Origin of the sequence: Actinomadura napierensis (genome assembly GCF_039529375.1) — a bacterium.
In the GTDB taxonomy this organism is placed as follows: Bacteria; Actinomycetota; Actinomycetes; order Streptosporangiales; family Streptosporangiaceae; genus Spirillospora; species Spirillospora napierensis.
The window spans coordinates 36,566-48,057 of record NZ_BAAAMR010000069.1 but is presented as its reverse complement, the minus strand read 5'-3'; the positions used below and the strand labels follow the sequence as shown (position 1 = coordinate 48,057).

Below are 11,492 nucleotides of genomic sequence, written 5' to 3'. Positions count from 1 at the left end.
GCGGCGCCCGAGCACCGCCCCCCCGGCCCGGCGGGCAGGCCCGCTCCGCTCGCTGCGCTCGCTCCGCGTGCCTGCCCGTGGCCTGTGGCTGAGGTCTGGCCCTCCGTTCCTGTGTTCAGCCGGCTCCCGCGTTCGGCCGCTTCGATGGATGCAAGGAACGCAAGCAGTTTGCAGAATTGCGTCGTATAGTTGCGGTATGACACGTCGACTGGCTGAGGTGGCCAAGAAGGTCGGGGTCAGCGAGGCCACCGTCAGCCGCGTGCTGAACGACAAGCCGGGCGTCTCCGACGCGACCCGCGCCGCCGTGCTGACGGCCCTGGACGTGCTGGGCTACGAGCGCCCGACGCAGTTGCGCGGCGAGCGGGCCCGGCTGGTCGGGCTGGTGCTGCCGGAGCTCGGCAACCCGATCTTCCCCGCGCTGGCCGAGGTCGTCGGCGGCGCGCTCGCGCAGCGCGGCTTCACGCCGGTGCTGTGCACCCTGACGCCGGGCGGCCTGTCGGAGGCCGACTACGTGGAGATGCTGCTGCAGCAGCAGGCGTCCGGAGTGATCTTCGCGGGCGGGCTGTACGCCGAGGCGGACGCCCCGCACGGGCACTACCACCGGCTGCTGGACGTGCGGCTGCCCGTGGTGCTGGTCAACGCGGCCAGCGAGAAGCTCAACTTCCCGCAGGTGTCCACCGACGACGCCGTCGCCGCCGAGCAGGCGTTCGCGCACCTGGTGTCGCTCGGGCACGAGCGCATCGGCGTGGTCCTCGGCCCCGAGGACCACGTGCCGTCCAGCCGCAAGCTCGCCGCCGTCCGCGCCGCCGCCGAGCGCGCCGGCCTGGAACTGCCCGGCGCGCGGGTGCGGCGGAGCATGTTCTCGCTGGAGGGCGGCCAGGCCGTCACCGGACGGCTGATCCGCGACGGCGTGACCGGCGTGATCTGCGCCAGCGACCCGCTCGCCCTCGGCGTCATCCGCGCGGTGCGGCGGCTCGGGATGGCGGTTCCGGACGACGTCTCCGTCGTCGGTTACGACGACTCGGCGTTCATGAACTGCGTGAATCCGCCGCTCACCACCGTCCGGCAGCCGATCGAGGCGATCGGCCGCGCCGCCGTGGCGCTGCTGGTGAGCCAGGTGGAGGGCGGCCCGGTCGCCGCTGAGGAGCTGCTCTACGAGCCGGAGCTGGTCGTCCGCGCGTCCACGGCACCGCACCGGAACCCGCGCGGCTGACGCCGCACACCCCGTACCGGACCGTCCGAAAGCCGCCCTCATGCAGGGCGGCTTTCGTCGTGCGGCACCGGCTTACGTCGAGGTCCGGGCCATGTTGTCGCCTTCTTGCGAATATTCATTCAGCTATTGCACTGTGATGTTGGTCTCTGTATGTTCCTCGCAATCGGCCGACCCAACGGCCCAGGAGGGAACCCCCATGAGATCCCGGATTCTCGCCACCGCGCTCGCCGCGGCCCTCGGCGCCACCGTCGCCGGCTGCGGCGGGGACGGCTCCGGTGGCAAGGACACCGCGCCCCTGGACGCCGGCACGAAGGTGTCGATCACGGTCGGCTGCATGCCGGCCAAGAGCCAGGCCGCGCAGCGCAGGGAGTGGCTCGAGGACGTCGCCGCGTTCGAGAAGCTGCACCCGAACATCACGATCGACGGCAAGGACGCCTTCCCCTGCATCGACCCGAACACCTTCCAGGCGAAGCTGGCGGGCGGGCAGATGGAGGACGTCTACTACGTCTACTTCACCGACGTGCGCGGCGTCATCGCCAACGGCCAGGCGGCCGACATCACCCCCTACGTCGGCCAGTCCAAGCAGTACCCGAGCGTCGACCCGGCGGTCGAGAAGGTCTTCAAGGACGGCGGCAAGGTCTACGGCCTGCCCCGGCAGAACTATTCGATGGGCTTGTTCTACAGCCGTCCGCTGTTCAAGAAGGCGGGCCTCGACCCCGACCGGCCGCCCACGACCTGGGCGGAGGTCCGCGAGGCCGCCAAGAAGATCAGCGCCCTCGGTGACGGCACCGTCGGCTACGCCGAGTTCAGCGCCAAGAACCAGGGCGGCTGGCACTTCACCACCTCCGTCTACAGCCAGGGCGGCGACATGGTGACCGCCGACGGCAAGAAGTCGGCGTTCAACGGCCCGCAGGGCAGGGCCGTCCTGCAGAACCTCAAGGACATGCGCTGGACCGACGACTCGATGGGCAGCAAGCAGCTGCTCGTCGACGCCGACGTGCAGCGGATGATGGCCGCCGGCAAGCTCGGCATGTACCTCGGCGCCCCCGACAACGCGACCGCGCTGGTCGACCAGTTCAAGGGCCGGTACGAGGACTACGGCATGGCGCCGATCCCCGGCTCCACCGGCACGCTGATGGGCGGCGACGGCTACCTGTTCAGCCCGAAGGCGTCCCCGGAGAAGATCAAGGCCGGGTTGATGTGGCTGGACTACGCCATGCTCACCCCCGGCCAGGGCCAGCTGAACTACGCGCGGGCCGCCAAGGACGGCCGTCCCGTCGGCATCCCGCAGCCGAAGCTGTTCGGCCAGAACGCGATGGGGGAGAAGGACCGGCAGCTGCGCGCGGACTCCGCGAACCTGCCCGTCGCGAACTTCAAGCCGTACGAGGACGCCTACGCCAAGGTCCCCGGGAAGCTGGAGCCGCCGCAGGCCCAGCAGCTCTACACGATTCTCGACTCGGTCGTCCAGGCCGTGCTGACCAGGCGTGACGCGAACATCGACCAGCTGCTCGCGGACGCGCAGAAGAAGGCCGACGCCGCGCTGGCGCGGTCGGGGAGCTGACGCCCGCCCCCGGGGCGCCGGCCCGCCGCGCCGGCGCCCCGGACCCGCCGCCCAACGCCCGGAGGCACCGATGACCACAGCGCGGACGCTCGTCCGCCCCGCCGCGCACGCGCGGCGGCACCCCACCCGCGCCCGGCGCGCCGTGAAGCGCAACCTGACCGCGTACGGGTTCCTGTGCGGGGCGCTGATCTGCTTCGCGTTCTTCTCCTGGTACCCGATCGTCCGCGAGGTGCTGCTCAGCTTCCAGAAGACCAACTTCGTCGGGGAGGCCCGCTGGGTCGGGCTCGACAACTTCCGCACCGTGCTCGCCGACCCCGGGTTCGTGGACGCGTGGGTCAACACGGCGGAGTTCACGCTGCTCGCGCTGGTCGTCGGGTACGTCGTCCCGTTCGCCATCGCCATCGTCCTGAACGAGCTGAAGCACGCCCGCGCCTACCTGCGGTTCGTGGTGTACCTGCCGGTGATGCTGCCGCCCGCCGTCGCGGTGCTGCTGTTCAAGTGGTTCTACGACCCCGGGCCGGGGCTGTTCAACCAGATGCTGCACGCCGTGCACCTGCCGGGGCTGAGCTGGCTCGACTCGACGAGCACCGCGCTGGTCTCGCTGGTGATCGTGTCGACGTGGATGAACCTCGGCAGCGGGACGCTGATCTACCTGGCCGCGCTGCAGACCATCCCCGGCGAGCTGTACGAGGCGGCGGAGCTGGACGGGGCCGGGCTGTTCCGCCGGATCCGCCACATCACCATCCCGCAGACCCGGCTCATCCTGCTGGTGATGCTGCTGCTGCAGATCATCGCGACGATGCAGGTGTTCATCGAGCCGTACCTGCTGACCGGCGGCGGCCCCGAGGGCTCGACCGTCACCGTGGCCTACCTGATGTACCAGTACGCGTTCAACTTCACCAATTTCGGCGGCGGCGGCGCGCTCGGCCTGATGCTGATGCTCGTCCTGATGGTGTTCTCCGCCATCTACCTGCGCGTCTCGCGCGAGGAGGCGAGGTAACCGATGGCGGAGACGCGCACCCTGGTCTCGCCGCACACGCTCGGCACCCGGCGCGGCAAGGCGGTCTACTGGACGACCCTCGTCTCGATCGTCGTCGTCTTCACGTTCGTGTTCGTGTTCCCGCTGTACTGGATGGTCACCGGCGCGATGAAGTCGCCGGACGAGCTCGCCGACGTCCCGCCGGACGTGTTCCCGCACCACCTCGACCTGTCCGGCTACCGGGAGGCATGGCGGCAGCTCGACCTCGGCCTGTACCTGCGCAACACGCTGGTCTACGCGGTCGGGGCCTGGCTGTTCACGATGGGCGTGGACGTCACCGCCGCGTACGCGCTGTCGAAGCTGCGGCCGATGTTCGGCCGGGCGGTGCTCGGGCTGATGCTGGCGACGCTGATGGTCCCGCCGATGGTGATCCTGCTGCCCGCCTACCTCACCGTGAAGGACCTGCCGCTCCTCCACCTCAACCTGCTGAACACGCCGTGGGCGATCTGGCTGCCGGCCGCCGCGAACGCCTTCAACATCTTCCTGCTCAAGCGGTTCTTCGACTCGATCCCCACCGAGCTGCTCCAGGCCGCCGAGGTGGACGGCGCCTCACCCGCGCGGATCCTGTGGTCGGTGGTCCTGCCGGTCTCGCGGCCCATCCTCGGCGTCGTGTCGATCTTCACGATCGTGAACGTGTGGCGCGACTTCGTCTGGCCGCTGCTGGTGCTGCCCGACTCGCACCGCAAGACGATCAGCGTGGCGATCTCGTCGCTGGCGGTGCAGGTGCCGCAGAACGTGCTGATCGGCTCGCTGGTGATCGCCAGCGTGCCCACCATCGTCGTCTTCTTCGTCTTCCAGCGGCACATCATGGCCGGTCTCACGGCGGGCGGCCTGAAGGGCTGACCCCGTCCCTGTCTTGACGGTCCCCTCTTTTAACGATCAAGGAGTGTTCGCATGCCCGAAGCATGGTGGCGTGGCGCGGTGATCTACCAGGTGTACCCGCGCAGCTTCGCCGACGGGAACGGCGACGGCGTCGGCGACCTCGCCGGCCTGCGCGACCGGCTGCCCTACCTCGCCGGGCTCGGCGTCGACGCGCTGTGGCTCAATCCGTGGTACCCGTCCCCGATGGCGGACGGCGGCTACGACGTCGCCGACTACCGCGACGTCGAGGCGGTGTTCGGGACGCTCGCCGAGGCCGAGGCGTTCATCGGCGCGGCGCACGGCGCGGGGCTGCGGATCATCCTGGACGTGGTGCCCAACCACGCCTCCGACCGGGCGGCCTGGTTCCAGGAGGCGCTGGCCGCCGGGCCGGGCTCGCCCGCACGGGAGCGCTTCTGGTTCCGCCCCGGACGCGGCGACGGGCCGCCCAACGACTGGCAGTCGATCTTCGGCGGGCCCGCCTGGACCCGCGTCCCGGACGGCGAGTGGTACCTGCACCTGTTCGCCCCCGAGCAGCCGGACTGGAACTGGAACAGCCCCGACGTCGTCCAGGAGTTCCACGACGTGCTGCGGTTCTGGTACGAGCGCGGCGTGGACGGCATCCGCATCGACTCGGCGGCGCTGCTGGTCAAGGACCCCGACGCCGAACCGGACGGCGGCGACCCCTACACCGACCGCGACGGCGTCCACGACATCTACCGGGGCTGGCGGAAGGTCACCGACGAGTACCCGGGCCGGATGCTGGTCGGCGAGGTGTGGCTGCCCGACCAGGAGCGCTTCGCCCGCTACCTGCGCCCCGACGAGATGCACACCGCGTTCAACTTCGACTTCCTGAACTGCGCGTTCGAGCCGCGCGCGCTGCGCGAGGTGATCGACACGACGCTCGCCACGCACGTCCCGCTCGGCGCGTCCCCGACCTGGGTGCTGTCGAACCACGACGTCGTCCGGCCCGTCACCCGCTACGGCCGCGCCGACACCTCGTTCGACCTGCAGGACCGCCGGCACGGCGCGCCCACCGACCGGGCCCTCGGGGTTCGCCGGGCACGGGCGGCGGCGCTGCTGGCGATGGCACTGCCCGGCGCCGTCTACATCTACCAGGGCGAGGAGCTCGGCCTCCCCGAGGTCGAGGACCTCCCCGACGACCTGCGCCAGGACCCGATCTGGAGTCGCTCGGGCCACACCGACCCCGGCCGCGACGGCTGCCGCGTCCCGCTGCCGTGGTCGGGCGGCCGGCCGCCGTTCGGGTTCGGCGGCGACCCCTGGCTGCCGCAACCCGCCGACTGGAAGGACCTGACCGTCGAGGCGCAGGAACCCGACCCCGGCTCGATGCTCAACCTCTACCGGAAGGCCCTGGAACTGCGCCGCGAACACCTGGGCGACGGCGCCCTCACCTGGCTCCCGTCCTCGGACGCCGTCCTCTCCTTCACCCGCGACTCCGGGCTGACCTGCACGGTCAACCTCGGCGCCGAGCCGGTGCCGGTCACCGGCGAGGTGCTGCTGGCGAGCGGGCCGCTGCCGGACGGCCTGCTGCCGCCCGACACCGCCGTCTGGCTGCGCTGAGCCGTCGCGGACGCGCCGGTCCGCCCCGCGAACTTCTGCCGCTCCTCCCAGGCAGGTGTCCCACCCCCGCATTCACCGAACAGGGAGCAGAACCGCGATGAGACAGAAGTCCCTCCGCACGCTGGTGGCGGCCGCCCTGGCCACCGTGCTGGCCGCCGCCGTGCTCACGGGCCCGGCGGCGGCGCCCCCCCCCCCGCCCCCGCCCGCCGCCGCGGCCGAGACGAACCTGGCGGCGGGCAAGACCGTGTCCGCCAGCAGTTCCAACGGCCGGTACACCCCCGCCAACGTCAACGACGGCGACCCGGCCAGCTACTGGGAGAGCGCCAACAACGCCTTTCCGCAGTGGATCCAGGTCGACCTCGGCGCGTCCGTCGACACGAACAAGGTCGTCCTGAAGCTCCCGGCCGCCAACTGGGGCGCCCGCACCCAGACGCTCTCCGTGCAGGGCAGCACGGACGGGACGGCCTACACCGATCTCGCCGGCTCCGCCGGGCGGACCTTCGACCCCGCCGCGAACAACACGGTGACGCTGACCTACGCCGCCAAGCTCACCCGCTACCTGCGCGTCCGCATCACCGCCAACACCGGCTGGCCCGCCGGGCAGCTGTCGGAACTGGAGATCTACGGGCCCTCCACCGGCGACCAGACCCCGCCGACCGCGCCGTCCGGGCTGGCGTACACCGAGCCGTCCGCCGGGAAGATCAAGCTGACCTGGAGTGCCGCGTCCGACGCCGTCGGCGTCACGGGATACGACGTCTACGCCAACGGCGAGAAGCGCGCGAGCGTCGCCGGGAACGTCCTCACCTACACCGACGACCAGCCGGCGACGGCGACCGTCTCCTACTTCGTGCGGGCGCGGGACGCGGCGGGCAATGTCTCGCCCGACAGCAACGTGGTGACCCGGCAGGGCCAGGGCGGCGGCACCAACCTCGCCGCGGGCAAGCCGATCACCGCGTCCTCGCACGCCTACTCGTTCGCTGAGGGCAACGCCAACGACAACGACGTCGCCACGTACTGGGAGTCAGGCTCCGGCGCCTACCCGGCGACGCTCACCGTCGACCTCGGCGCGAAGGCCGACCTTACCTTCGTCGTGGTGAAGCTGAACCCCGATGCGGCCTGGGCCGCCCGCACCCAGACGATCGAGGTGCTCGGACGCGGCGGCCACACGGGCTCGTTCAGCACCATCAAGCCGTCCGCGAAATACGCCTTCGACCCCGCCACCGGGAACACCGTGACGATCCCGGTCACCGCGACGGCCGCCGAGGTACGGCTGGCGTTCACCGCCAACTCCGGCGCGCCGGGCGGCCAGGCCGCCGAGTTCCAGGTCATCGGCACCCCGGCGCCCGCCCCGGACCTGACCGTCACGAACCTGTCCTGGGACCCCGCCGCCCCGGATGAGACCAACGACGTCACGCTCCACGCGACCGTGAAGAACATCGGGACGGGCACCGCCGGCCCGAGCTCGCTCGACTTCCTGGTCGGTGGAACCGAGGCCGCGTCCGCGCAGGTCGGAGAGCTGGCGGCCGGCGCGTCCACCACCGTGTCCGCCTCGATCGGGACGCACGACGCCGGCGGCTACACGATCGCCGCCACGGCCGACGCCGCCGACGACGAGGTCGAGCTGAACGAGACCAACAACACCGCGAGCACCACGCTGAAGATCGCGCCGGTGTTGAGCTCCGACCTGGTGGCGCAGGCCGTCACCTGGAGCCCGGGCAACCCGCAGGCCGGCGACGCCGTCAGGTTCTCGGCGACGTTGCGCAACGCCGGCACCCAGGCCACCGCAGGCGGCTCCCACGGCATCACGCTGACGATCCTGGACGGCGACACGGCGGTGAAGACGCTCACCGGCTCCTTCAGCGGCTCGCTCGCGCCCGGCGCCGCAGGCGCGCCCGTCGACCTCGGCACCTGGGCGGCGGCGAACGGCCGGTACACGATCAGGACCGCGATCGAGGACGACGCCAACGAGGTGCCGGTCAAGCGCGAGAACAACACCTCCGCGCAGGCCCTCTTCGTCGGGCGCGGCGCGCACCTGCCGTTCGACACGTACGAGGCCGAGGACGGCGTGCTCGGCGGCGGCGCCGCCATCACCGGCCCCAACCGCAAGATCGGCGACCTCGCCGGTGAGGCGTCCGGCCGCCGCGCGGTGACGCTGAACTCCACCGGAAGCAGCGTCGAGTTCACCACCAAGGCGCCCACCAACACCCTCGTGACCCGGTACTCCATCCCGGACGCCGCGGGCGGCGGCGGCATCGACTCCACGCTCGACATCTACGTCGACGGGACGTTCCTCAAGACCATCGACCTCACGTCCCGGTACACCTGGGTGTACGGGAACGAGGCGAGCCCAAGCGACTCGCCCGGTGCCGGGCCGCCCCGCCACATCTACGACGAGGCGAACCTGATGCTCGGCCGGACGCTCCCGGCCGGCAGCAAGATCAAGCTGCAGAAGGACGCCGCCAACACCACCACCTACGCCATCGACTTCGTCAACACCGAGCTGGCCGCGGCCAAGCCGAACCCCGACCCGGGCAAGTACGCCGAGCCCGCCGGATTCACCCACCAGGACGTCCAGAACGCCCTGGACAAGGTACGGCAGGACTCGTCCCTCGTCGGCGTCTACCTGCCGCCGGGCACCTACGACACCGCGCAGAAGTTCCAGGTCTACGGAAAGGCCGTCAAGGTCGTCGGAGCGGGCCCGTGGTTCACCCGCTTCCGCACCCCGCCGAACCAGCAGAACACCGACGCCGGATTCCGCGCGGACGCGACCGCCGACGGCTCGACGTTCTCCGGATTCGGGTTCTTCGGCAACTACACGTCCCGCATCGACGGCCCGGGAAAGGTGTTCGACTTCTCGAACGTCAGCGACATGACGATCGACGACGTCTGGGCCGAGCACGTCGTCTGCCTTTTCTGGGGGACGAACGTCGACCATTCCACGATCGAGAACTCGCGGATCCGCGACACGTGGGCGGACGGCATCAACCTCACCAACGGCAGCTCCGGAAACCACGTCACGAACGTCGAGACCCGCACCACCGGCGACGACAGCTTCGCGCTGTTCCCCGCCACCGACAACCACAACGAGCAGGAGACCGGCAACGTCTTCGAGGACCTCACTTCACTGCTGACCTGGCGCGCCGCAGGACTCGCGGTCTACGGAGGCGGCGGCAACGCCTTCCGCAACATCCACATCGCCGACACGCTCGTCTACTCCGGAATCACGGTCGGGACGCTGCAGTTCGGCGGCATTCCGGCCCTCGGCTTCGAGTCGACCCCGCAGACGACCTTCGAGAACATCTCGCTGATACGGGCCGGCGGCCACTTCTGGGGCAACCAGACCTTCCCCGCCCTCTGGCTGTACTCGGGGGAGTTCCCCTTCCAGGGCATCCGCATCAACGACGTCGACATCGTCGACCCGACCTACTCGGGAATCATGTTCCAGACCAAGTACTCCGGAGGGCAGCCGCTCAAGCCGATCGCCGACACGGTCCTCACGGACGTCACCGTCTCCGGCGCCCGCAAGAGCGGTGACGAGTTCGACGCCAAGTCCGGATTCGGGATCTGGGTCAACGAGATGCCCGAACCCGGTCAGGGCCCGGCGGTCGGCTCGGCCACCTTCAACCACCTGACCCTGCACGACAACGCCGAGGACATCCGCAACACCACGACCACGTTCACCATCACCAGGAACCCCTGACCCGGGGGACCGGGAGCGCGGGTGTTGGGAGGCACCCGCGTTCCCGCGTGCCCGCCCCGCCCCCGGCGGCGAGGCCGGGGGCAGGGTGCGGGGTCACCGGGCGCGGCCGAGGACGTGGTGGACGAGCTCGCGGAGCGGGCCGTTCAGCTGGGCCTCGCCGACCGTGGCGTGCCGGCCGTCGATGTCGATGTCGTACACGAACTGGTCGGGGATCCGGCCGGGCGGCGGCACCGCCGCCAGGTCGACCCGGCCGACCAGCCGCGCCAGCATCGGATCGGTCGCACTGTCGGCCTCGCCCCGCCGCCGGATCCCGGCGAACCCTCCGCTGCGGACGACTGTCACCTTCACCGCACCGTCACCGTCCCGCACTGTCACCGTCTCGCACGGTCCCCCCGGCCGCGCCGTCGCTTCGGCCTGCCTCACTGTGTGACGCCTACCCCTTTCCAGGCGTTGCTCACCGCGGTGGTCTCGGCGGCGTCGGCGCCGTAGAGGCCGGTTGCGGTCTGGACGGTCGCGGCGGCGAAGCCCGCGAAGTCGACGGCGCTCGCCAGCGACCCTCCGGTGAGGGTCTCGTACCAGACGCGCCCGGCCTTCTCCCAGGCGTTCCCGCCGATCGCGGTGGCGGCGAGGTAGAAGGCGCGGTTCGGGATGCCCGAATTGATGTGGACGCCGCCGTTGTCCTCGTAGGTGTGGACGTAGCCGCTCATGTCGGCGGGCTGCGGGTCCTTGCCGAGCTGCGGGTCGTCGTAGGCGGTGCCGGGCTCCTTCATCGAGCGCAGCGCGACGCCGTGCACGCCGGACGCGAGCAGGCCCTGGCCGATGAGCCAGTCGGCCTGGTCGGCGGTCTGGCCGAGGTGCATCTGCTTGATCAGCGAGCCGAACACGTCGGAGACCGACTCGTTGAGCGCCCCGGACTGGCCCGAGTAGTCGAGGTTGGCGGTGTACTGCGTGACGCCGTGCGTCAGCTCGTGGCCGGTGACGTCGAGCGGGCCGGTGAAGTCGGTGAAGATCGTCCCGTCCCCGTCGCCGTACACCATCTGCTCGCCGTTCCAGAAGGCGTTGTCGTACCGCTCGCCGTAGTGGATCGTCGAGATCATCTTCAGGCCGGCGCCGTCGATCGAGTCGCGCCCGTAGGCGGTCTGGTAGAAGGCGAAGGTGGCGCCCAGCCAGTCGTAGGCCTGGTCGCAGGAGGTGTCGCCGGTGGCGGCGGCGCCCTCGGCGCGGACGGTCGTGCCGGGGAGTTCCTCCTTGTGCCCGGCGTCGGCGATCATCCGGTTCGGGGCGGTGGCGGCGGACGGGGCGGGGGCGGAGGGGGAGGCGAGCCGGCGTTCGGTGGCGTGGGCGGAGGTGAGGGCCAGCGTACGGCGGGCCCGGTCGCGCATCGCGGGGTCGGTGGCGTCCCGTGCGATGCGTTCCAGCATGTGCGGCGGCACGATGTGGCATCTCATGCCCCAACGCTGCCAGGTCGCCGTGGCGGCGGCCATATCTTTCGCCGTCACCGCACGGCCGAAACCGGTCACGAAGCGTGACCGGATCCGGG

Annotated in this window: 8 protein-coding genes; 6 read left to right on the top strand and 2 right to left on the bottom strand. The window is 70.9% G+C overall.

Annotation, left to right across the window (positions count from 1 at the left end):
* The first annotated feature begins 196 nt into the window (after positions 1-196).
* The 6 genes from ABD296_RS31930 (at position 197) to ABD296_RS31905 (ending at position 9,952) form a co-directional block, all read left to right on the top strand.
* Complete coding sequence (locus ABD296_RS31930) at positions 197-1,213, top strand: LacI family DNA-binding transcriptional regulator (protein ID WP_344275664.1); 1,017 nt, start codon at positions 197-199, stop codon at positions 1,211-1,213.
* 196 nt (positions 1,214-1,409) lie between these two features.
* Complete coding sequence (locus ABD296_RS31925; RefSeq protein WP_344275661.1) at positions 1,410-2,774, top strand: extracellular solute-binding protein; 1,365 nt, start codon at positions 1,410-1,412, stop codon at positions 2,772-2,774.
* 70 nt (positions 2,775-2,844) lie between these two features.
* Positions 2,845-3,774 carry a carbohydrate ABC transporter permease gene (locus ABD296_RS31920; RefSeq protein WP_344275658.1) on the top strand — a complete coding sequence of 310 codons (930 nt, stop codon included), beginning with the start codon at positions 2,845-2,847 and terminating at the stop codon, positions 3,772-3,774.
* 3 nt (positions 3,775-3,777) lie between these two features.
* Positions 3,778-4,656 carry a carbohydrate ABC transporter permease gene (locus ABD296_RS31915; RefSeq protein WP_344275655.1) on the top strand — a complete coding sequence of 293 codons (879 nt, stop codon included), beginning with the start codon at positions 3,778-3,780 and terminating at the stop codon, positions 4,654-4,656.
* Positions 4,657-4,707: 51 nt separating this feature from the next.
* Positions 4,708-6,252, top strand: coding sequence for a glycoside hydrolase family 13 protein (locus ABD296_RS31910; RefSeq protein WP_344275652.1), 1,545 nt, complete (start codon positions 4,708-4,710; stop codon positions 6,250-6,252).
* A gap of 97 nt (positions 6,253-6,349) precedes the next feature.
* Entirely contained in the window at positions 6,350-9,952 is a 3,603-nt protein-coding gene (locus tag ABD296_RS31905; RefSeq protein ID WP_344275649.1) for a discoidin domain-containing protein, read from the top strand.
* A 93-nt stretch (positions 9,953-10,045) separates the two neighbouring features.
* Here the strand turns inward: ABD296_RS31905 and ABD296_RS31900 are convergent, their stop codons facing one another.
* Complete coding sequence (locus ABD296_RS31900) at positions 10,046-10,300, bottom strand: protealysin inhibitor emfourin (RefSeq protein ID WP_344275647.1); 255 nt, start codon at positions 10,298-10,300, stop codon at positions 10,046-10,048.
* Positions 10,301-10,371: 71 nt separating this feature from the next.
* Positions 10,372-11,400, bottom strand: coding sequence for a M4 family metallopeptidase (locus tag ABD296_RS31895; RefSeq protein WP_344275644.1), 1,029 nt, complete (start codon positions 11,398-11,400; stop codon positions 10,372-10,374).
* Positions 11,401-11,492 lie beyond the last annotated feature (92 nt).

Coding starts and splice junctions, on each gene's coding strand:
- ABD296_RS31930 (WP_344275664.1), top strand. CDS start 197: ATGACACGTCGACTGGCTGAGGTGGCCAAGAAGGTCGGGGTCAGCGAG.
- ABD296_RS31925 (WP_344275661.1), top strand. CDS start 1,410: ATGAGATCCCGGATTCTCGCCACCGCGCTCGCCGCGGCCCTCGGCGCC.
- ABD296_RS31920 (WP_344275658.1), top strand. CDS start 2,845: ATGACCACAGCGCGGACGCTCGTCCGCCCCGCCGCGCACGCGCGGCGG.
- ABD296_RS31915 (WP_344275655.1), top strand. CDS start 3,778: ATGGCGGAGACGCGCACCCTGGTCTCGCCGCACACGCTCGGCACCCGG.
- ABD296_RS31910 (WP_344275652.1), top strand. CDS start 4,708: ATGCCCGAAGCATGGTGGCGTGGCGCGGTGATCTACCAGGTGTACCCG.
- ABD296_RS31905 (WP_344275649.1), top strand. CDS start 6,350: ATGAGACAGAAGTCCCTCCGCACGCTGGTGGCGGCCGCCCTGGCCACC.
- ABD296_RS31895 (WP_344275644.1), bottom strand. CDS start 11,400: ATGAGATGCCACATCGTGCCGCCGCACATGCTGGAACGCATCGCACGG.